Raw genomic sequence first — 19,591 nt, 5'->3', positions numbered from 1 at the left:
TATGGCCTACACTCTTAAACCTGAAGAAGTCGGCGTTTTTGCCATCGGTGGTCTGGGAGAAATCGGGAAAAACACTTACGGAATTGAATACCAAGACGAAATTATCATCGTCGATGCTGGGATTAAATTCCCAGAAGATGACTTGCTGGGTATCGACTACGTTATCCCCGACTACTCTTACATCGTGGACAATATCGACCGCGTCAAGGCTGTCTTGATCACACACGGACACGAGGACCACATCGGTGGGATTCCCTTCCTGCTCAAGCAAGCAAATGTCCCTATCTACGCTGGGCCACTTGCCTTGGCTTTGATCCGTGGAAAACTCGAAGAACACGGCCTCTTGCGCAACGCCAAACTTTACGAAATCAATCACAACACTGAGTTGACCTTTAAAAATCTCAAGGCAACTTTCTTTAGAACCACTCACTCCATTCCAGAGCCTTTAGGGATTGTCATTCATACCCCTCAAGGGAAAATCGTCTGTACAGGTGACTTCAAGTTCGACTTCACCCCAGTTGGTGAACCAGCGGACTTGCACCGGATGGCAGCCCTTGGTGAAGAGGGTGTGCTCTGCCTCCTCTCTGACTCGACAAATGCAGAAGTGCCAACCTTTACCAACTCTGAAAAAGTCGTTGGTCAGTCCATCATGAAGATCATTCAAGGTATTGAAGGACGTATCATCTTTGCATCCTTTGCCTCAAATATCTTCCGTCTCCAGCAAGCAACGGATGCCGCTGTTAAGACTGGACGCAAGATTGCGGTCTTTGGACGTTCGATGGAAAAGGCCATTGTCAACGGTATCGAGCTTGGCTACATCAAAGCTCCTAAGGGAACCTTTATCGAGCCAAATGAAATCAAAGACTATCCTGCAGGCGAGGTTCTGATTCTCTGTACAGGTAGTCAAGGGGAGCCGATGGCAGCCCTCTCTCGTATCGCTAATGGAACTCATCGTCAGGTGCAACTCCAACCCGGCGATACCGTTATCTTCTCTTCAAGTCCAATCCCTGGAAATACGACTAGCGTCAACAAGCTGATTAACATCATTTCAGAAGCTGGTGTTGAAGTTATCCACGGTAAAATCAACAATATCCACACCTCTGGACACGGTGGTCAGCAAGAGCAAAAACTCATGCTCCGCTTGATCAAGCCCAAATACTTCATGCCTGTCCATGGTGAATACCGTATGCAGAAAGTCCATGCTGGACTAGCGGTGGATACTGGTGTCGAGAAGGACAATATCTTTATCATGAGCAATGGTGATGTGCTTGCCCTTACTGCTAACTCTGCCCGTATCGCAGGCCATTTCAACGCGCAAGACATCTATGTTGATGGAAATCGTATCGGTGAAATCGGCGCTGCTGTCCTCAAAGATCGTCGTGATCTATCCGAAGACGGTGTCGTTCTAGCAGTCGCAACTGTTGACTTCAAGTCTAAAATGATCTTGTCTGGTCCTGATATCCTCAGCCGAGGCTTTGTCTACATGAGAGAATCTGGAGACTTGATTCGCCAAAGCCAGCGCATCCTCTTCAATGCTATTCGTATCGCATTGAAAAATAAGGACGCCAGCATACAATCCATCAATGGTGCTATTGTCAACGCCATTCGTCCTTTCCTCTATGAAAATACAGAACGTGAACCAATCATCATCCCGATGATCCTCACACCAGATGAAGAAGAATAAATCAACAAAACAGCCCCGTCTTCGGAGCTGTTTTTTCTATGCTTTCTTTTCTTGATTTTTAGAAATACTACGATTTTTACCTTCGAGATACACCATCAGAATAGAAATATCTGCTGGATTCACTCCCGAAATACGACTGGCTTGGCCGATAGTTTCTGGATTGATAAGTTTGAACTTCTGGCGGGCTTCTGTTGCAATGGAGTCAATATCATCCCAGTCAATATTAGCTGGAATGCGTTTTTCTTCCATGCGTTTCATCTTGGCAACCTGATCCATGGCTTTGGAAATATAGCCTTCGTACTTGATCTCTGTTTCAATCAATTCGATAATCTTGTCATCCAAGTCCTCGGCAGCTGGCCCTATGAAGGCCACCACATCTTGGTAAGAAACTTCTGGACGGCGAAGGAATTCCTTGGCTGTCACTGCATCTGTCAGCGGCTTGAATCCCATCGCTTCAACCTTAGCGTTCGTTTCCTTGACTGGCTTGAGTTTGATGCTGTCTAGGCGTTTCATCTCATTGTCAAATTGATTTTTCTTAATCTCAAAGCGGGCCCAGCGTTCATCGTCCACAAGGCCAATCTCGCGCCCCATCTCTGTCAAACGCATATCGGCATTGTCATGACGGAGGATGAGACGGTATTCTGCACGACTGGTCAAGAGACGGTAAGGTTCAATGGTTCCCTTAGTTACCAAGTCGTCAATCATCACTCCGATATAACCGTCGCTGCGCTTCAAAATCAACTCAGGTTTGCCTTGTATTTTTAGAGCCGCATTGATACCAGCGATAATCCCTTGGCCAGCAGCTTCTTCGTAACCTGACGTTCCATTTGTCTGACCAGCAGTAAAGAGTCCTGAGATTTTCTTGGTTTCCAGAGTCGCACGCAACTGGTGTGGCAAGACCATGTCGTACTCAATGGCATAACCAGTACGCATCATTTCAGCATTTTCCAAACCTTTGATGGAATGAACCAAATCACGTTGGACATCCTCAGGTAGACTGGTTGAAAGACCCTGGACATAGACTTCCTCTGTATTGCGCCCTTCTGGCTCAAGGAAGAGTTGGTGACGTTCCTTGTCTGCAAAGCGCACAATCTTGTCTTCAATTGACGGACAGTAACGAGGTCCCACTCCCTTGACCACACCTGTAAACATAGGCGCACGGTGGAGGTTGTTTTGGATAATCTCATGACTGGTACCGTTGGTGTAGGTCAACCAGCATGGCACCTGGTCCTTGACATAGTCCTCATCACGTGAAGTGTAGGAGAAGTGATTTGGCGCTTCATCTCCTGGCTGAATCTCTGTCACATCGTAATTGATAGAGGAAGCCTTGACACGTGGAGGGGTTCCTGTCTTGAAACGACCAATTTCGAGTCCCAGTTCCTTGAGATTGTCAGCAAGGTTAATCGAAGCCAGACTGTGGTTAGGACCTGACGAATACTTGAGGTCTCCGATGATGATTTCCCCACGGAGTGCAGTCCCTGTCGTCACGATAACAGCTTTAGCAGCATATTCTTGATGAGTAGCTGTACGCACACCAACAACCTTTCCATCTTCGACCAAAATCTCATCAATCATGGTTTGACGAAGGGTGAGATTCTCTTGATTTTCAACTGTCTTGCGCATCTCCTTAGAGTAAAGCTCTTTGTCAGCTTGCGCACGAAGGGCACGGACAGCTGGCCCCTTCCCAGTGTTGAGCATCTTCATCTGGATGTAAGTCTTGTCAATGGTTTTAGCCATCTCGCCACCGAGGGCATCGACTTCACGCACGACAATCCCCTTGGCAGAACCACCGATAGAAGGGTTACAAGGCATGAAAGCCAGCATTTCAATGTTGATGGTCGCAAGCAAGACCCTACAGCCCATACGGCTAGCAGCTAGAGATGCCTCCACCCCAGCGTGTCCCGCACCGATTACAATAATATCGTATTCTTCCGTAAAATTATAAGTCATTTTCTCTCCTATTCCTCAAGATGAATGTGTCTTAGTTGGCCGTCCCAATCTGGCAGGGCTGTTTTTAAAAAGGTTGGAACTAGCTGGATATTCTGGAGTTCATCCAAGTCAATCCACTCACAAGGCTGCATTTTTTCGTCTTCCTGCATGGTCAATGGGGCGTCCTCCAGCAAGTTCACCAGGTAATGAAACTCGATGTTGTGATAGGAAACACCGTCTTGTTCAAAACGATTTTCAACCACAAAAGCTAGCTGTCCAGCTTGAGCTCGGACACCTAATTCTTCCCTCACTTCACGAACTACCGCGTCTTCCGTGATTTCATTAACTTGAATCGCACCGCCAATAGTGTAATACTTGCCCTTATCTTTGGTAACTAGGAGCTTGCCATTTTGGAGAATCAAGGCTGCCGCCCGAACACCAAAGACCGTGTCTCCCACTGTTGTCCGAAAGTCTTGTTGAGTCATTTTTGTCCTTTCCCTTAAACGACACAAAAACAGTCAAAACTCGTAAGAAGTGCAGGACAAAAAAGCCTGCAACATCCATGAGCTTTGACCATCATTTCTATTGCTTTTATTATTGTAGCAAATTGAGAAAATTTGTCAATCTAAATGTACTGACAAACTTGTCCATCTCGATAAGCATTGTCAATCAGGCCACCACCTAGGCACTCTTCGCCATCGTAAAAGACAACTGCCTGTCCTGGTGTGATGGCGCGTTGCGGTTCCGCAAAGATGACCTCTGCCTTGTCTCCTTTGACATGTACTGTCACCTTAGAATCAGGCTGACGGTAGCGGAATTTAGCTGTACATTCTAGCGTAAATTCCTCTGGCATGTCACGAGTAAAGTGGACTTGACTGGCTTCTAGGCTGGTTGACATAAGCGAATCATGATAGAAACCTTGGCCGACATAGAGGATGTTCTTGCTTAGGTCTTTTCCAACAACGAACCAAGGAGCATTGTCACCGCCGTGTTGCCCACCGATACCGAGTCCGCCACGCTGACCAATCGTATAATACATAAGTCCTGCATGCTCGCCCATATCGCGACCGTCCACAGCCATCATGCGACCAGGCTGAGCTGGTAGGTAGTTACTGAGAAAGTTTTTAAAGTTCTTTTCTCCGATAAAGCAAATCCCTGTCGAGTCTTTCTTCTTAGCAGTCGCAAGTCCTGCTTCTTCTGCGAGTTTGCGAACTTCAGGCTTTTCCAAATGCCCCAATGGGAACATGGTTTTTTGGAGTTGTTCTTGCGAAAGTTGACTGAGGAAATAGGTCTGGTCCTTGCCATTGTCCACGCCACGAAGCATGTGAACGATGCCATCCTCATCACGCGCCACTCGGGCATAGTGCCCAGTCGCTACATAGTCTGCACCCAAGGTCATGGCATAGTCCAAAAAGGCCTTGAACTTGATTTCCTTGTTGCACATAACATCTGGATTTGGCGTGCGCCCTGCACGGTATTCCGCTAGGAAATATTCAAAAACGCGATCCCAATACTCTTTTTCAAAATTGACAGAGTAGTAGGGAATGCCGATCTGGTCTGCCACTGCAGCCACATCCTTGTAATCTTCAGTCGCCGTACAGACGCCGTTTTCATCTGTGTCATCCCAGTTCTTCATGAAGATACCGATCACATCGTAGCCCTGCTCCTTGAGCAAGAGAGCCGTCACCGACGAATCAACACCACCACTCATCCCCACGACAACACGTGTTTTAGAGTTATCACTCATGGTAAGTCTCCCATCTATTCGTTTATTCATACCCTCAAAATTCTATTTACTAAGACTTTCAATAGAATTTCTTCGAGTATAGTCTTTTCGTTTGCTTTTAGGAGTAAAATGGTCTGGGAGACCATTTTAGCCTATCATCTTAAAATGAAAATATGATAGGCAACGAGTCGCAGGCATAACTCGAGTTAGGTAAGACGAGTTAACGACGTAATAAAAGATAAACGAAATGACTAGTTCACGATTGAAGGTCGTGTGTGCTTCACGATTGAAGGTCGCTTGAGCAGTATTCATTATAACACGCTTGGTTAGAGAAGACAAGAAAGAGGCTGATAAATCATCTCAACCTCTCTTTCTTCCTTTGCAAACGAATCAATTTTCACCTTTAAGTTCTTTCTTCGCTTGTTCTATCTGGTATTTCACTTGCTCAAAGCCGGTTCCTCCTAAGGAATTCCGTCTCTGAACAGCGGTTTCTGGACGCAAGTAGATATAAATATCCTCTTCAATCAAGGGATGGTAGGCTTGCAACTCCTCCAAATCCCAATCTTGGATATTTTTACTATGCTTGATAGAGTCTAGAACCAATTTCCCTACTATTTCATGCGCTTCTCTAAAGGGGAGTCCTTTCTCAGCCAAATAATCTGCCAGTTCGGTCGCATTCGAAAAATCATTCTCTGTGGATTGCTGCATGTTGGCTTTATTAACCTGCATGCTCGATAGCATACCTGCCAACACATCCAGAGAATTTAAAATCGTTTCTACTGTATCAAACATGCCTTCCTTGTCCTCTTGCAAATCCTTATTATAGGCCAGAGGCAAAGACTTCATGACGGTCAATAGTCCAAGTAAGTGCCCGTAAACCCTTCCTGTCTTCCCTCGAATCAATTCGGCCATATCAGGATTTTTCTTCTGGGGCATGATAGATGAACCCGTTGAAAAGCTATCAGACAAGCTAATGTACTGATACTCAAAACTGCACCAATTGATGATTTCCTCACAAAAACGGCTCATATGCATCATCAAAATGCTGGCATTTGACAGGAATTCTAAGATAAAATCACGGTCACTAACGGCATCCAAGGAATTGGTATAGGGCTGTTGGAAACCCAATAAATCACTCGATAATTGACGATCGATTGGAAAAGTTGTCCCCGCCAAAGCAGCCGCACCCAGTGGAGATAGGTCCGTATGTTTCAGGTTAAATGCAAAACGCTCGCTGTCCCTTTGAAACATATTGTAATAAGCCATGAGATGGTGGGCAAAACTAATCGGTTGGGCGTGCTGCAAATGAGTATAGCCTGGCATGATGGTTTCCACATGTTTTTCAGCCAAATCCAGCAAAACACTATTCAGATTCGCCAACTTATCCAAAACATGCCCAAGCTGCTCCTTTAGATATAAGTGCATATCCGTTGCGACTTGGTCATTCCGAGAACGAGCCGTGTGTAGTTTCCCAGCCAGAGGACCGATTTTCTCTGTCAGCAACACTTCCATATTCATATGAATATCTTCATTTGCAATATCAAAATGAAGCTCTCCCGCCTCTAAATCTCGCAACAAAGCTTGCAGACCATCTTGGATCTGCTCTGCCTCTTCCAAGCTCAAAATGCCAGTCTGTCCTAGCATTTGAACATGAGCTAGGGAACCCATCAAATCAAATTTTGCCAGCTGGTGGTCAAAGGAAATACTCGCACCGAACTGTTCTACCCAATCTTCCACAGTGCCTTCAAATCGACCACCCCATAATTTTGTATTTTTCGACATATCCTGTCGTCCCTTTCTATCGCGTCACTACTCAACATTTTTCTGAACTTCTGAATAAACCTTAGTCGGAAGCCCCCAAAGCTTGATAAATCCAACAGCCGCATCTTGGTCAAAAGTATCCGCACTGGTATAAGTCGCCAAATTTTCATCGTAAAGAGAATTTGGTGATTTCCGAGCCACCACCTGGGCATTTCCCTTATAGAGTTTAACTTTTGCAGTTCCATTGACAACTTTCTGTGTCTCCTTGATATAGGCAATCAAAGCCTGAGTTGCTGGGCTAAACCACAAGGCATTATAGATGAGATTGGACAACTCATTTTCGATAATAGGTTTAAAATGAGCCACTTCTCTCACAAGAGTCAAGTCTTCAATCTCCTTATGAGCGGCCAATAAAGTCACAGCACCTGGGCACTCATAAATCTCTCTTGACTTAATACCGACTAGGCGATTTTCCACATGGTCAATACGACCAACACCGTGTTTGCCTGCAATTTCATTGAGCTTTTGAATCAAATCCGCCACTTTCATCTTCTCCCCATTGAGGGAGATGGGCACCCCACAGCTAAACTCAATGTCAATAAATTCTGGACTGTCTGGTGCCTCTTCTGGCGAAGATGTGATTCCAAACGCTTCTTCTGGTGCTTGGTTCCAAGGGTTTTCCAAAACACCACATTCATTTGCACGTCCCCATAGATTTTGGTCGACAGAGTAAGGATTGTCAAGGTCAGCAGGAACTGGGACGCCGTTTTCTTTGGCATATTGGATTTCTTCTTCACGAGACCATTTCCACTCACGAACAGGCGCAACTACCTTTAGATTGGGATCCAAAGCTGCAATAGAGACTTCAAATCGAACTTGGTCGTTTCCCTTGCCTGTACAACCATGGGCAATTGTAGTTGCCCCCGTCTGATGAGCTATTTCAACGAGTTTTTTTGAAATAAGAGGGCGACTCAGAGCAGATACCAAGGGATACTTTTGTTCATAGTAGGCATGAGCCTGAAGGGCCACTAAAACATAGTCATTAGCAAATTCTTCCTTAACATCAATGACATAAGACTCTACAGCCCCAACCTTGAGAGCTTTATCGTGGATGAACTCCAAGTCTTTTCCTTCACCCACATCCATACAAACAGCGATCACATCATAGTCTTTTTTTAACCATGTAATAGCAACCGATGTATCCAATCCACCTGAATAGGCTAAAATAACTTTTTCCTTACTCATTTCTCTTCCTTCTTTCTATTTTTCGATAGAGGCTTTAAAAGCATCGTCAATCAATTTGTCCAACTCCCCAGAATCCTTCAACTTCTGGATGGTTTTGTCAACCGCCTCTTTTAATTCTTTACTGTCTTTTTTCATCGCAACAGCGTAGGAATCTTCTTTGTCATTGTCAAAATCAAACTCAGCGATGGCTAGGTCTGAATTATTCTCAACAAATCCTTTCGCCACTGGTTCCTCAAAGATAACCGCATCCAGTTGCCCTGATTTCAAATCTGTTATCAAATTTCCATTTTTAGGAAGTGAAACGAGAGAAGAATTCTGCAAGGTTTCTTTGGCCAGAGTTTCCTGGATAGAACCTTTCTGCGCTCCAACCTTTTTCTGAGCCAAATCCTTGACTGATTGGTAATTCGTTAATTCAGATTTTCTTACGATAACCTTATTTTTCGAAGTGTAGTAGGGAATTGAAAAATCGTAAACTTGACTTCTCTCTTCCGTTTTAGAAACACCTGATATGGCAAGATCGGCCTTTCCTGAATCAAGACTAGCTAGTACATTGTCAAAACTCATTGGAGAGAACTCCACTTCTACACCCAGTTCCTTTGCGATGGCTTTGGCTAGTTCAACATCTGAACCTACAATCTGATTTTTCCCATCGACCAATTTCTGGTATTCAAATGGAGCAAACTCTGGATTTAGGGCCACCACCAATTTTCCTTTAGCCTTAATGGCTTCAACACCTTGGGATTGAGTGTTACTACAAGCAAATAATAAGGGAAACATAAGCAAACCAAACATCGTCATCAACACCTTCTTCACTTTATTCATAGAAGAGCCTCCTTTTATTTTTATACTTTATTATTGTATAAATAATACTCTTATCATTCTCGTTTGTCAAGGAAAAACTGTATTTTATTTCATTTAAATCAAGAAAAAGCTTATTATATGATATATTTTTACATATAATAAGCTTATTTATACCATTTGAGTTTTAAAACAATTTGAAGAATTTAGTCGAAATTATACAAACAGAGCATTACTGAGAAGATCATTACACTTTTTGTTATAGGGAAACAAAAAAGAGCCCTAAAGGACTCTTGTATTCTTAATACCAACCGTTGTTAAGCCAGAAGTTCTTGGCAGCTGTCCATGAACCGTAACGTCCTGCAACGTAGGCATCTGCTACACGTTCTTGGTTTTCAGCTGAGTAGTCACCGTTCAAGTATGAATCTGTCAATTGGTAACGTCCGATGTAACGTCCGTTTGTAGCAGTGTAGCTACCGCCTGATTCTTTTTGAGCGATCCATTCTTTGGCTTCTGCTTCAGAACCACTTACAGTAGAAGCTGCTGCAGTGTTGCTTTCTGCTGCTGGAGCTGCTGGAGTTGCAGGTGCAGCTGGGGCCTCATAGGTTGTTGTTGCTGCTGGAGCTTCTTCAACTGTTTCTGTAGCTACTGGAGCTGTTTCTTCCGTTGTTGCTGCTGTAGCTACAGTTGAAGCTGTTCCTTCGATAACCAAAACTTGGTCAACATAGATAAGGTGAATATCTTTGATGTTGTTTTTTGCTGCCAATTTTTCAACAGTTGTGTTGTACTTCTCAGCGATTTCTGAAAGAGTATCACCTGATTTAACTGTGTAAGTTACAGTTTCTTGGGCAGATGCAAGTGATGGAGCAAAGAAAGCAAGCAAAGCTGCTACTCCTGCGATAGTTGTTTTGATTTTTTTAGTTGTTAATGTCATATCTAAAAATTCTCCTTCCATTGGATATATCTATGATACCTTTTAAATGTTACCGTTGTTTAACGGTTTTATGTAGAAATATTACAAAAATGTTTTATATTTACCGTTTTAAGGAGGTTTTTGTCACAAAAGACCTTATTTTATACTATCTTTAATCATTTTAAGCTTTTGATAAGGGAAATAAGCGCAGAGGTCCATTCTTTGATATAATAGATATAAGAATCTTTGTAAGGGGAAACAGATGCACTCACTTCGTTTTCAATCTGTCTTTGACATTATCGGACCAGTTATGATTGGGCCATCAAGTAGCCATACTGCTGGAGCTGTTCGCATCGGGAAAATCGTCTCTTCCATCTTTGATGATACGCCGACAGAAGTCGAATTCCAATTATTTAACTCATTTGCCAAGACCTACCGTGGTCATGGAACTGACCTTGCTCTCGTCGCTGGTATATTAGGTATGGATACGGACGATCCCGACATTCCAAATAGCCTAGAGATTGCCCATAAACGTGGTATTAAGATTGTCTGGACCATTCAGAAAGATAGCAACGCTCCTCATCCTAATACCACTAAAATTACTGTGAAAAATGAACACAAGTCCATCAGTGTGACAGGAATTTCCATCGGTGGGGGAAATATCCAAGTTACGGAGCTTAACGGCTTTGCTGTCTCTCTCAACATGAACACACCAACCATTATCATCGTGCATCAAGATGTTCCGGGTATGATTGCCCATGTTACTGAAGCCCTCTCTCGTTTTGATATCAATATCGCTCAGATGAATGTGACTCGGGAAAAAGCTGGAGAAAAAGCCATCATGATTATCGAAGTTGATAGTCGAAGTTGCGAAGAGGCGATTGAAGAAATCCGAAAAATTCCTCATCTCCACAATGTCAATTTCTTTAAGTAGGAGGAAACATGTTTTATTCTATCAAAGAATTGGTCGAGCAAGCGGATCTAGACTTCCAAGGAAATGTCGCCGAACTCATGATTGCGACAGAATATCAACTAACTGGTCGGGAACGGCCAGAAGTTCTCCTCCTCATGGAACGCAATCTAGAAGTCATGAAAGCCTCTGTCGAGCTCGGCCTCAGTGAAAACAAATCTCGTAGTGGCTTAACGGGTGGAGACGCGGCCAAACTAGACCGACATCTCAAAAGTGGCAAGGCCTTATCTGACTTTACCATCCTATCAGCAGCCCGAAATGCCATAGCGGTCAATGAACACAATGCGAAGATGGGCTTGGTCTGCGCCACTCCAACCGCAGGAAGTGCCGGCTGTCTGCCAGCCGTTCTCACTGCTGCTATCCAAAAATTAGACCTTACCCACGAAGAACAGCTAGATTTCCTCTTTGCTGCTGGTGCCTTTGGACTAGTCATCGCAAACAATGCTTCTATCTCAGGTGCTGAAGGTGGCTGTCAGGCCGAAGTCGGCTCTGCCTCTGCCATGAGTGCTGCAGCCTTGACCTTGGCTGCAGGTGGAACGCCCTATCAGGCTAGCCAAGCCATTGCCTTTGTCATTAAAAATATGCTAGGCCTTATCTGCGATCCCGTCGCTGGTTTGGTCGAAGTTCCCTGTGTTAAGCGCAATGCCATGGGGGCTAGCTTTGCCTTTATCGCGGCTGATATGGCCTTGGCAGGTATCGAGTCTAAGATCCCTGTTGACGAAGTCATCGATGCCATGTACCAAGTCGGATCCAGCCTCCCAACTGCCTTTCGTGAAACAGCTGAGGGTGGACTTGCCGCTACACCTACTGGTCGTCGCCTACAAAAAGAAATCTTCGGAGAATAAGCTTATCTATATCTATTAGGAGAAACTATGCCCTCTATCTCAGCAATCTTTTTTGATCTAGACGGAACCCTGGTTGACAGTTCCCTCGGGATCCACAATGCCTTTACCCATACCTTTAAAGAGCTAGGAGTTCCAAGCCCTGATGCCAAAACCATTCGTGGTTTCATGGGCCCGCCACTTGAAAGTAGCTTTGCAACGTGTCTTCCCAAGGAACAAATCTCAGAAGCTGTGCAGATATACCGCTCTTACTACAAGGAAAAAGGAATCCACGAAGCCCAACTCTTCCCCCGAATAACAGAATTGCTTCAAGAGCTTTCGCAAAACTACCCTCTATACATCACTACAACAAAGAATACTCCTACTGCTCATGATATGACTAAAAATCTGGGAATCCATCATTTCTTTGATGGCATTTACGGCTCTAGTCCTGAAACGCCACATAAGGCAGATGTCATCCGTTACGCCTTGCAAACGCATCAACTCCATGCAGACCAAGTCCTCATCATTGGGGATACCAAGTTTGATATGATTGGAGCCCAAGAAACTGGCATTAAAAAGTTTGCTGTTACTTGGGGATTTGGAGAAGAGGCTGATTTACTCAGCTATCAGCCTGACTGGATTGCCCATACCATTGATGATATCATTAGCCAGCTCTAACCATACAAAAATACTCCTAACACTAGTGAACTAGGTTGAGGAGTATTTTTTATATGTTGTTACTATCAGAAGGAATCAACTCCATGCTTAAGCAGTAATTTGATCCTGTTCTTCAGTATCTGTATCTTCATCCTTCTTACTTGGCCAAGCAAGCATGACAATAAGAGCAATCGGTCCAACGAGAGGAACCAAAGCAATGAAGATAAAGGCCCAGTGGAAACCAGCGTCTCGTAAGCAGCGAAGCGACTCAGCCGCTTTAAAATAGAGTAGAAATATCTTAATATTTTCGTACCATTTCTTCAAACTGAGAGTCTTCAGTGTTCTCTTTATTTGTTTCACTATTCTCTATCACTTTTTCTCCAAATCGTTGACTTGGCATAGCGAGCATAACGAGCAGTGTTATTGCACCCAAAGGAACAAATACAATAAAAATATAGGCCCAATGGATACCCACATCTCGTAAGCGACGTACTATCAGTGCTAGTAGAGGAACAAACTCTATTATAAACAAAATAATACACATACTGAAGACCGCAATATTCCTGATGGCTTTATCAGATTCTACTCCAGTAAAAAGTGAGTAGTAGGCGGGCAAGAAAATCACCATATTTAGTAGCCAAACCCACCAAAATTCTGGACGTGTGGAACGACCAGAAAAATTTGCATAGCCTTTGAAAAAACTCCTAATAGCACTCAGCATACAAAAATCTCCTTTTGACTTTAATACTTATTTCGCAAAGTTATGTTACCAGCTTAAAATAGAGGTAGTTTTTAGATTGTCTGAAATCACTCTCCTGATAGATCACATAACATCTTCCCTTGAATAGTTGCGCTTATTAAACCTTTGAAAGATCCGATGTTCTCTACTCTCTATTTATAAAAACCAGCTTTCTGATTCTCTCAGAAAACTGGCGATAGTTGTTTCATTATGAAGGTAGTTGGACACTCTTACTCAGCATGAGTTGTCTCATTCGCAAAGGAAATAATCGCTTCTTTGAGCTCATCTCCGCTGAGTGAACGGAACTCTTCAATCTTTTGATCAATCGCTTCTAGCGGCATGACATTTACCTTACCAACGAAAATCTTGTCCATGACTTGGTTATCAACCAATTCGGTCGAAACCAAGAGTTCTTCATAGAGTTTTTCACCTGGTCGAATACCGACCTCAACGATTGGAATTTCACTTTCCGTGTGCCCACTTAGAAGGACCATTTTCTTAGCCAAGTCATAAATCTTGACTGGTTTGCCCATATCGAGGATAAAGACTTCTCCGTCCTTGGCATAAGCGCCAGCATGGATTACTAGACGGCTAGCCTCTGGAATGGTCATGAAGTAACGTGTCATACGGAAGTCTGTCACCGTTACAGGACCGCCTTCAGCAATCTGACGTTCAAAGACAGGAATCACGCTACCACGACTACCCAGAACATTTCCAAAACGGACTGCACAGTAGGTTGATTTGCTACGTTGGTTAAAGCCAGTGACAATCAACTCTGCCACGCGCTTGGTTGCCCCCATAACATTGGGTGGATTGACCGCCTTGTCTGTCGAAATCATGACCATCTTAGGCACCTTGGCTACATCCACAGCCTTGGCAACGTTGTAGGTACCGAGGATATTGTTTTTGAAGGCTTCTTTTGGATTGCGTTCCATCATCGGAACGTGTTTGTGAGCGGCAGCATGATAGACGATGGCTGGTTTATACTGCTCAAACACCTGCAAGAGACGGTCATAGTCCTGAATATCTGCAATAACAGGAACATAATCAATCCCTTGGAATGTACGGATCAATTCATGATAAACGAGATAGATTGAATTTTCGCCATGCCCAAGCAAGATGATACGTTCTGGATTGAAGCGGCTAACCTGACGACAAATCTCTGAACCAATCGAACCACCAGCTCCTGTCACCAGGATGGTCTTGCCTGTAATCTCAGTACCCAGGCGCGATTCGTCGAGACGAATTTCCTGACGGCCCAAAAGGTCTGTGATATCAATTTTCTGGAAGCCACTACCTGATTGATGGAGTCCTTGAACGACTGTCTCAACCTTAGGCATCTTGTAACATTTGACGCCTAGTTTATTACACATCTGCAAGATGCGTTCGTACTCTGAAGGGTCTAGCGAAGGGATCGCTACAATGACACGCTCGATTTGGTGACGTTTAGCCAATTCAGGCAGATTGTCATAGGAGCCCAAAACTGGGATTCCACCTAGTTTTTGTCCCTTTTTCTTTTCATCGTTATCCAAAATCCCCACTAGCTCAAGGTCGCTAGTTGGATGTTGGTAGCTGTTCATAAAGAGGGCGCCACCATCACCAGCACCGATCAAGAAGGTACGGCGATGCTCTCCATCTCCACTACCTTGCTTGCGCTTAGAATAAATCAGCTGCCAAGTGATACGAGGAAGCAAGATGAGGAAGGTACTCAACAAAATGAAGAGCACGATGAAACGGATAGAAAACAATGGAAGGAAGGCATAGCAGATTCCATAAGAAAGAACACTGCTGAGCATCACTCCGAAAAAGATTTTCATGAAATCCGTAATCTTGCTATAACGACTAATACTAGCATTTAGCCCCCAAAACGCAATCATGATTTGATAGAGGAGGAAGGCTAAAAGAGTGTAGATCACGTAATCCACAGGCGCAGGATTTATAAGGCCATAAAACAAGATATAAGATACGATGATAGAAACCACCATACTCAGAATATCGAATATCCCCCAAAACACTTGTTTTTGCTGTTTATTTAAAATTTCAACCAGATCAATCACATAATCTGTTAGTTTTTTATTCATAGGAATTTACTCCCCCTTAAAAGAGTCAGATGATACTGTTGTTATGATAACCTGAATCATTCAGTCTATCGGGGCTTACTTTCTCTTTCTTAAAAGTTTGACGAAGATAAACTGACGTACAAAGCCTGGACAAAGTGCAACAATTGCCTGAATGGCTACACTTTTAGCATATTCCATGTAAGAAATTTGCCCTCGCTCAAGCATCCGTTGGCGAGCTTGACGATAGAGTTTAAGGTAACGCAAGCCACCTCGACGCTCAAACATCCCTGCACCGACACGAACCTTACACAAGATTTGATCTAGGTTCCCAGTCTTGGCACCTGCAGCAATCATATTGAGCCAAAGGAGGTCATCCTCCATGTAAAGGCCATCTTCGTAGTTGCCCGCCTTGAGGACCATGTCCTTTTTGAACATGACTGTCATATGGTTAAAGGCGCTTCTCATTCTCTGATAAGCCACAATGTCTGCATGCTGGGTTGGAACACGACGATAAGACACAATCTCATCTGGATTGTCAATGAACTCTGCGATATGCCCACCTAAGAGATCAAGATCTTCTTTCTCCATTAGCTGAAGCTGTTTCTCAAAACGATCCGGAACGGCTAAATCATCCGTATCCATGCGGGCAATAATGTCATACTGGCACTGTAAAACACCGTATCGAAGAGCCAAGCCTAAACCTTGGTTTTGTTCTAAGGGGCACCGTTTAACTGGAATGTCTGACTGAGCTTCCACTTCATCTAGCACCTGATAGAGTTCTGGTGTGAGAGGTCCATCCTCTACGAGAACAAGCTCACTCGGTTTTAAGGTCTGGTTTTGAACACTTTTGATGGCATCTCTCAAAAATGTCGGATTTTCCTTTACATAGACCGACATCAAGACGCTGATTTTTTGCTTTTCAGACACAGTTTTTCTCCAATATATAGATTTCCTTCCACTATTTTATCACAAAATTCCCTAGTTTCCTATTTTTATATCAAATCAAGGAAAATTCTAGTAAAGAAAGCTGTCTCCTTTCTGTATATTTTCAGTTAAATCTTTCCAGCTTTCCTCCCATTCTCTACTTGACATTATATAGAAAAAACCTTAAAATAAGCTGTTATTAAAATCATCTTATCGAGGTTTTCATGAAAAAACAATCACTCTTTTTTGTTCTTGGAATTGTCTTAATCGGGACTGTTTTACGCTCTCCTTTTACTGCTCTTCCAACCATTTTAGGAGATATCGCTCAGGGACTAGGAGTGGAGGTTAGCTCTCTTGGGATTTTAACCAGTCTCCCTCTCTTGATGTTTGCTCTTTTTTCGGCTTTTGCGAGTCGCTTGGCACAAAAAATCGGACTAGAACATCTCTTTACTTACTGTCTCTTTCTCTTAACTATTGGCTCTGTCATTCGTATCTTCAACCTTCCCCTTCTCTATCTAGGGACCTTGATTGTCGGAGCGAGCATTGCTATTTTTAATGTTCTTCTACCTAGTATGATTCAGGCAAATCAGCCTCAAAAGATTAGTTTCCTAACAACTCTCTATGTCACTGCCATGGGTGTTTCAACGGCCATCGCTTCTTATCTTTCTGTCCCTATCACCCAAGCTAGTTCTTGGAAGGGACTCATCCTCGTTCTCAGCTTTCTCTGTCTGGTCACTCTGCTAGTCTGGTTGCCCAATCATCGCCACAACCACCACCTAGAAAGCCAAAAAGAAAAGCAAGTCAAAGAGAATATTCTAAAAAGTAAAGATGTCTGGGCTATCATTATCTTTGGCGGACTTCAGTCCTTGCTCTTTTATACAAGCATGACATGGTTGCCAACTATGGCTGTTAGTGCTGGTATTTCTAATAGTGATGCGGCTCTCCTCGCTTCTATTTTCTCACTGATCAGCATTCCTTTTTCAATGACTGTTCCAAGTCTAACGACTCGTCTGTCAGATGGTCATCGTCGAATCATGCTGGCAACTATCTCTATCGCTGGTATGATGGGAATTGCCATGCTCTTGTATCCAGCCAATAATTTCCTCTACTGGTTAGTCGTCCATCTCTTGATTGGAACGGCCTGCAGTGCCCTCTTCCCCTACCTCATGGTTTGCTTTTCTCTTAAAACCAGTTCTCCTGAAAAGACAGCTCAGCTATCAGGACTAGCGCAAACAGGGGGCTACATCTTAGCTGCTTTTGGACCTGCCTTGTTTGGTTACAGTTTTGAACTTTTCCAATCTTGGATTCCGGCTGTCCTTGCTCTACTTGTCGTTGACATCATCATGACTGTCTCACTCTTTATGGTAGATCGGGCTGAAAAAATCCTCTAAACTTCTAGTTTTTACTAGGAGTTTTTTTATATGTAAAATTTTTACACATATTTCTTGACAGGGCTTTCAACTTGAGATACAATATATTTGAAAAGAGTATATATAAAATTTTTATATAATATAAAGGAGGTTTCCCATGTACTTCCCAACATCCTCTGCCTTGATCGAATTTCTCATCTTGGCTGTACTGGAGCAGGGGGATTCTTATGGTTATGAGATTAGCCAAACCATTAAACTCATCGCCAATATCAAAGAATCTACGCTCTATCCCATTCTCAAAAAATTGGAAGCCAGTGGCTTTCTCACCACCTACTCTAGAGAGTTTCAGGGGCGTATGCGCAAATACTACTCCTTGACCAATCGGGGCGTAGAGCAGCTCGTTACTCTAAAGGAAGAGTGGACGCTCTATACCGACACCGTCAACGGCATCATAGAAGGGAGTATCCGCCATGACAAGAACTGACTATCTGACTCAGTTAGAAACCTATCTCAATAAACTGCCTGAAGCTGACCGCATCGAAGCTATGGACTACTTTAAGGAACTATTTGACGATGCGGGTTCAGAGGGCGAAGAGGAACTCATTGCCAGTCTGGGAACACCAAAAGAAGCTGCCCATGATGTCCTCTCTGATCTTCTCGATAAAAAAGTCAATGAAGCCCCTGCTCAAAAGAATGACCGCCAACTGCTACACATTGCCCTCCTGGCCCTGCTAGTAGCTCCTATCGGAATTCCGGTCGGAATCGGCATCCTCATGGCCATCATCGGTATTATTATCGCAGCCGTCTCCGTCATTTTAGCATTCTTTACCGTCTCTGTAACGGGTATAATGCTAGGTGGACTTTTTATCGTAGAGAGCTTTAGCGTCCTAGTCGAAGCCAAATCTGCCTTTATCTTGATTTTTGGGGCTGGTTTGCTTTCCATTGGTGCTTCTTCTCTTGTTCTACTAGGCATCTCCTATGTAGCTCGTTTCTTTGGCCTCCTAATCGTCCGCTTGGTGCAATGGATTCTTAAAAAAGGAAAGAGAGGTGATAGACATGCGTAAATTGACAAAAGGATTTCTCATTTTTGGTGTGGTTTCTACAATCCTCGGTTTTATCATGATCATTGTAGGCGCGCAGTCCAATGGTATTCAAAGTTTACTTGCCATGTCAAAAGACCCCGTCTATGACAATCGTATCGAAGAAGTGACCTTTGGAAATGAAGTGGAAAAACTTGATTTAGCTCTTGAGGAACATAGCCTAACCATCACAGAGTCTGTAGATGACAAGATCCACATCACCTATCATCCTTCCGTGTCTGGTCGTCACGATTTGACTACTGGCATGAGTGACAAAACACTGAGCGTCACTGACAAACAAGCCTCCCAACATCGTTTTCTCGGTTCAGGAATCGAAGGCCTACTTCGTATTGCCAGCAGTTATTCTAACCGTTTTGACGAAGTCATTCTCTCCCTCCCTAAAGGAAGAAGGCTGCAAGCTATCACCGTCTCAGCCAATCGTGGACAAACCAATATTCGTCAAGCCAATCTTGAAAATGCGACAATCAAAACAAAAGGCTATCTCTTAAGAATAACAGAAAGCTCTATCAAGAATAGTACACTAACGACACCTCATATCATCAATATCTTTGATACCGAATTTACAGATAGCCAGGTCAAGACGGAAAGGGAACACATCTATGCTGAGAATATCAAGGTCCACGGCAAGGTTGAGCTAGAGGCCCATTCCACTCTAAACCTCATTCTCTCCCAGAAAGATACTGACCGTATCAATCTAGATCTTTCTTCTCAGCATGGTGGTATCTATCATAAACCCAAAGAAGAACATCGTGGACAAAAAGAGAATCAACTTGCCAACCCTTATAAAACTGAAAAAGCAGATATCAAAGATCTACTCATTGCAAAAGCCAATCAGGATATCTACCTACCCAAGGAAGAAGAATACTCTGCTCCACCTAGCAACCATTGACA

20 protein-coding genes are annotated in these 19,591 nt (G+C 43.6%); 8 read left to right on the top strand and 12 right to left on the bottom strand.

What is annotated here, in order from left to right; genetic code table 11:
• Position 1: 1 nt before the first annotated feature.
• Complete coding sequence (gene rnjA / locus B7720_RS03150; protein WP_070695966.1) at positions 2-1,684, top strand: ribonuclease J1; 1,683 nt, start codon at positions 2-4, stop codon at positions 1,682-1,684.
• Between the two features lie 36 nt (positions 1,685-1,720).
• On the opposite strand, the gene mnmG is transcribed toward rnjA, so the two are convergent.
• The 8 genes from mnmG to apf all read right to left on the bottom strand — a co-directional run bounded on the left by mnmG (position 1,721) and on the right by apf (position 10,077).
• Positions 1,721-3,634, bottom strand: coding sequence for a tRNA uridine-5-carboxymethylaminomethyl(34) synthesis enzyme MnmG (mnmG, locus tag B7720_RS03145; RefSeq protein WP_084856485.1), 1,914 nt, complete (start codon positions 3,632-3,634; stop codon positions 1,721-1,723).
• Between the two features lie 8 nt (positions 3,635-3,642).
• Positions 3,643-4,098 carry an NUDIX hydrolase gene (locus tag B7720_RS03140; protein WP_070695962.1) on the bottom strand — a complete coding sequence of 152 codons (456 nt, stop codon included), beginning with the start codon at positions 4,096-4,098 and terminating at the stop codon, positions 3,643-3,645.
• Between the two features lie 140 nt (positions 4,099-4,238).
• On the bottom strand, positions 4,239-5,360 hold the full coding sequence (gene mnmA, locus B7720_RS03135; protein ID WP_084856482.1) for a tRNA 2-thiouridine(34) synthase MnmA: 1,122 nt from the start codon (positions 5,358-5,360) through the stop codon (positions 4,239-4,241).
• Between the two features lie 126 nt (positions 5,361-5,486).
• Positions 5,487-5,651: a hypothetical protein gene (locus B7720_RS03130; RefSeq protein ID WP_162281761.1), complete on the bottom strand. Its 165-nt coding sequence runs from the start codon at positions 5,649-5,651 to the stop codon at positions 5,487-5,489.
• Positions 5,652-5,729: 78 nt separating this feature from the next.
• A complete protein-coding gene (gene argH, locus B7720_RS03125) occupies positions 5,730-7,121 on the bottom strand; it encodes an argininosuccinate lyase (protein WP_084856478.1) in 1,392 nt (463 codons plus the stop codon).
• Between the two features lie 27 nt (positions 7,122-7,148).
• Positions 7,149-8,345 (bottom strand): argininosuccinate synthase, encoded by a 1,197-nt coding sequence (locus tag B7720_RS03120; RefSeq protein WP_000031908.1) that lies wholly within the window; start codon positions 8,343-8,345, stop codon positions 7,149-7,151.
• 15 nt (positions 8,346-8,360) lie between these two features.
• Positions 8,361-9,167: an ABC transporter substrate-binding protein gene (locus tag B7720_RS03115; RefSeq protein WP_009729628.1), complete on the bottom strand. Its 807-nt coding sequence runs from the start codon at positions 9,165-9,167 to the stop codon at positions 8,361-8,363.
• A gap of 277 nt (positions 9,168-9,444) precedes the next feature.
• Positions 9,445-10,077: an aggregation-promoting factor gene (apf, locus tag B7720_RS03110; RefSeq protein ID WP_049490498.1), complete on the bottom strand. Its 633-nt coding sequence runs from the start codon at positions 10,075-10,077 to the stop codon at positions 9,445-9,447.
• A 241-nt stretch (positions 10,078-10,318) separates the two neighbouring features.
• Here apf and sdaAB point away from each other — a divergent pair, with 241 nt between their 5' ends.
• Genes sdaAB through B7720_RS03095 form a run of 3 tightly spaced genes read left to right on the top strand, consistent with a single transcriptional unit; the run spans position 10,319 to position 12,528 of the window.
• Complete coding sequence (sdaAB, locus tag B7720_RS03105; protein ID WP_000555868.1) at positions 10,319-10,990, top strand: L-serine ammonia-lyase, iron-sulfur-dependent subunit beta; 672 nt, start codon at positions 10,319-10,321, stop codon at positions 10,988-10,990.
• A gap of 8 nt (positions 10,991-10,998) precedes the next feature.
• Positions 10,999-11,871, top strand: coding sequence for an L-serine ammonia-lyase, iron-sulfur-dependent, subunit alpha (gene sdaAA, locus B7720_RS03100; protein WP_045592728.1), 873 nt, complete (start codon positions 10,999-11,001; stop codon positions 11,869-11,871).
• A gap of 27 nt (positions 11,872-11,898) precedes the next feature.
• Positions 11,899-12,528 carry an HAD-IA family hydrolase gene (locus B7720_RS03095; RefSeq protein ID WP_001139320.1) on the top strand — a complete coding sequence of 210 codons (630 nt, stop codon included), beginning with the start codon at positions 11,899-11,901 and terminating at the stop codon, positions 12,526-12,528.
• Positions 12,529-12,615: 87 nt separating this feature from the next.
• Here the strand turns inward: B7720_RS03095 and B7720_RS03090 are convergent, their stop codons facing one another.
• The 4 genes from B7720_RS03090 to B7720_RS03075 all read right to left on the bottom strand — a co-directional run bounded on the left by B7720_RS03090 (position 12,616) and on the right by B7720_RS03075 (position 16,233).
• On the bottom strand, positions 12,616-12,831 hold the full coding sequence (locus tag B7720_RS03090; RefSeq protein ID WP_000759535.1) for a DUF805 domain-containing protein: 216 nt from the start codon (positions 12,829-12,831) through the stop codon (positions 12,616-12,618).
• Positions 12,806-13,228: a DUF805 domain-containing protein gene (locus B7720_RS03085; protein WP_000947294.1), complete on the bottom strand. Its 423-nt coding sequence runs from the start codon at positions 13,226-13,228 to the stop codon at positions 12,806-12,808. The genes B7720_RS03090 and B7720_RS03085 overlap by 26 nt, the downstream gene beginning before the upstream one ends.
• 248 nt (positions 13,229-13,476) lie before the next feature.
• Positions 13,477-15,327, bottom strand: coding sequence for a nucleoside-diphosphate sugar epimerase/dehydratase (locus B7720_RS03080; RefSeq protein ID WP_084856476.1), 1,851 nt, complete (start codon positions 15,325-15,327; stop codon positions 13,477-13,479).
• Positions 15,328-15,402: 75 nt separating this feature from the next.
• A complete protein-coding gene (locus B7720_RS03075) occupies positions 15,403-16,233 on the bottom strand; it encodes a glycosyltransferase (protein ID WP_049477581.1) in 831 nt (276 codons plus the stop codon).
• 221 nt (positions 16,234-16,454) lie between these two features.
• Here B7720_RS03075 and B7720_RS03070 point away from each other — a divergent pair, with 221 nt between their 5' ends.
• From B7720_RS03070 to B7720_RS03055, 4 genes are all read left to right on the top strand, one after another.
• A complete protein-coding gene (locus B7720_RS03070) occupies positions 16,455-17,621 on the top strand; it encodes a CynX/NimT family MFS transporter (RefSeq protein ID WP_049477582.1) in 1,167 nt (388 codons plus the stop codon).
• Between the two features lie 136 nt (positions 17,622-17,757).
• Positions 17,758-18,084 (top strand): PadR family transcriptional regulator, encoded by a 327-nt coding sequence (locus B7720_RS03065; RefSeq protein WP_000273860.1) that lies wholly within the window; start codon positions 17,758-17,760, stop codon positions 18,082-18,084.
• Complete coding sequence (locus B7720_RS03060; protein ID WP_049477583.1) at positions 18,071-18,664, top strand: DUF1700 domain-containing protein; 594 nt, start codon at positions 18,071-18,073, stop codon at positions 18,662-18,664. Before B7720_RS03065 ends, B7720_RS03060 begins: the two co-directional genes overlap by 14 nt.
• A complete protein-coding gene (locus B7720_RS03055) occupies positions 18,657-19,589 on the top strand; it encodes a DUF4097 family beta strand repeat-containing protein (RefSeq protein ID WP_049477584.1) in 933 nt (310 codons plus the stop codon). Before B7720_RS03060 ends, B7720_RS03055 begins: the two co-directional genes overlap by 8 nt.
• The last annotated feature ends 2 nt before the right edge of the window (positions 19,590-19,591 follow it).

The sequence above is a fragment of the Streptococcus oralis subsp. oralis genome (assembly GCF_002096455.1).
Taxonomy (GTDB): Bacteria; Bacillota; Bacilli; order Lactobacillales; family Streptococcaceae; genus Streptococcus; species Streptococcus oralis_CY.
Note: the sequence above shows the minus strand (reverse complement) of the source record. Positions and strands in the feature narration are given on the sequence as shown.

Excerpts from the sequence above, each read along its gene's own strand:
- B7720_RS03070 (WP_049477582.1), top strand. The coding sequence starts at position 16,455 with ATGAAAAAACAATCACTCTTTTTTGTTCTTGGAATTGTCTTAATCGGG.
- B7720_RS03140 (WP_070695962.1), bottom strand. The coding sequence starts at position 4,098 with ATGACTCAACAAGACTTTCGGACAACAGTGGGAGACACGGTCTTTGGT.
- B7720_RS03130 (WP_162281761.1), bottom strand. The coding sequence starts at position 5,651 with ATGAATACTGCTCAAGCGACCTTCAATCGTGAAGCACACACGACCTTC.
- B7720_RS03055 (WP_049477584.1), top strand. The coding sequence starts at position 18,657 with ATGCGTAAATTGACAAAAGGATTTCTCATTTTTGGTGTGGTTTCTACA.
- B7720_RS03085 (WP_000947294.1), bottom strand. The coding sequence starts at position 13,228 with ATGCTGAGTGCTATTAGGAGTTTTTTCAAAGGCTATGCAAATTTTTCT.
- B7720_RS03080 (WP_084856476.1), bottom strand. The coding sequence starts at position 15,327 with ATGAATAAAAAACTAACAGATTATGTGATTGATCTGGTTGAAATTTTA.
- mnmA (WP_084856482.1), bottom strand. The coding sequence starts at position 5,360 with ATGAGTGATAACTCTAAAACACGTGTTGTCGTGGGGATGAGTGGTGGT.
- B7720_RS03115 (WP_009729628.1), bottom strand. The coding sequence starts at position 9,167 with ATGAATAAAGTGAAGAAGGTGTTGATGACGATGTTTGGTTTGCTTATG.
- B7720_RS03065 (WP_000273860.1), top strand. The coding sequence starts at position 17,758 with ATGTACTTCCCAACATCCTCTGCCTTGATCGAATTTCTCATCTTGGCT.
- B7720_RS03060 (WP_049477583.1), top strand. The coding sequence starts at position 18,071 with ATGACAAGAACTGACTATCTGACTCAGTTAGAAACCTATCTCAATAAA.
- B7720_RS03120 (WP_000031908.1), bottom strand. The coding sequence starts at position 8,345 with ATGAGTAAGGAAAAAGTTATTTTAGCCTATTCAGGTGGATTGGATACA.
- B7720_RS03095 (WP_001139320.1), top strand. The coding sequence starts at position 11,899 with ATGCCCTCTATCTCAGCAATCTTTTTTGATCTAGACGGAACCCTGGTT.
- rnjA (WP_070695966.1), top strand. The coding sequence starts at position 2 with ATGGCCTACACTCTTAAACCTGAAGAAGTCGGCGTTTTTGCCATCGGT.
- sdaAA (WP_045592728.1), top strand. The coding sequence starts at position 10,999 with ATGTTTTATTCTATCAAAGAATTGGTCGAGCAAGCGGATCTAGACTTC.
- mnmG (WP_084856485.1), bottom strand. The coding sequence starts at position 3,634 with ATGACTTATAATTTTACGGAAGAATACGATATTATTGTAATCGGTGCG.
- argH (WP_084856478.1), bottom strand. The coding sequence starts at position 7,121 with ATGTCGAAAAATACAAAATTATGGGGTGGTCGATTTGAAGGCACTGTG.
- sdaAB (WP_000555868.1), top strand. The coding sequence starts at position 10,319 with ATGCACTCACTTCGTTTTCAATCTGTCTTTGACATTATCGGACCAGTT.
- apf (WP_049490498.1), bottom strand. The coding sequence starts at position 10,077 with ATGACATTAACAACTAAAAAAATCAAAACAACTATCGCAGGAGTAGCA.